1 pseudogene is annotated in these 471 nt (G+C 40.8%); it reads left to right on the forward strand.

Annotated features, from left to right (window positions below):
- Positions 1-83: 83 nt before the first annotated feature.
- Positions 84-471, forward strand: a pseudogene (locus ACTHS3_RS16895) (nicotinamidase); the annotation flags it as partial.

The following is a 471-nucleotide window of genomic DNA, read 5'->3' on the forward strand; positions in this document are numbered from 1 at the left end:
GCATTTATTCCAAATGTCCGTACATTGGCAATAAATGAATAATTTAAATTATTTAAAATAAAATCAATAGGTTAAATTAATACATGATTGTTTCTATCGATGTAGATGCACAAAAAACGTTTACGCCTTTGTGCCCGAAAGAATTACCTGTTGCCGAAGGTCATCTGATTGCGGATGAACTCAATGTCCAAGCCGCATTGGCGGATTTACGCGTTATGACGAAAGATGCGCATCATGTCGCGGCAAAATGGCTTGTGGATAATCCTGTTGATATGTTAAAACCGACGGGTTTACCCGATGCGGATTTGACTTGGGTGTCACATGCGATGGTTGGAACATATGGCTATGAGTTGTTGGATGGCCTGCCTTCAGCCAAGGAATACGATTATTGCGTTTGGAAAGGCGTTGATCCTGAGTTACATCCTTACGGTGCATGTTTTCACGATATTGAAGAAAAGCTCAGTACAGGTT

This window comes from Neisseria sp. P0009.S007 (genome assembly GCF_051962515.1).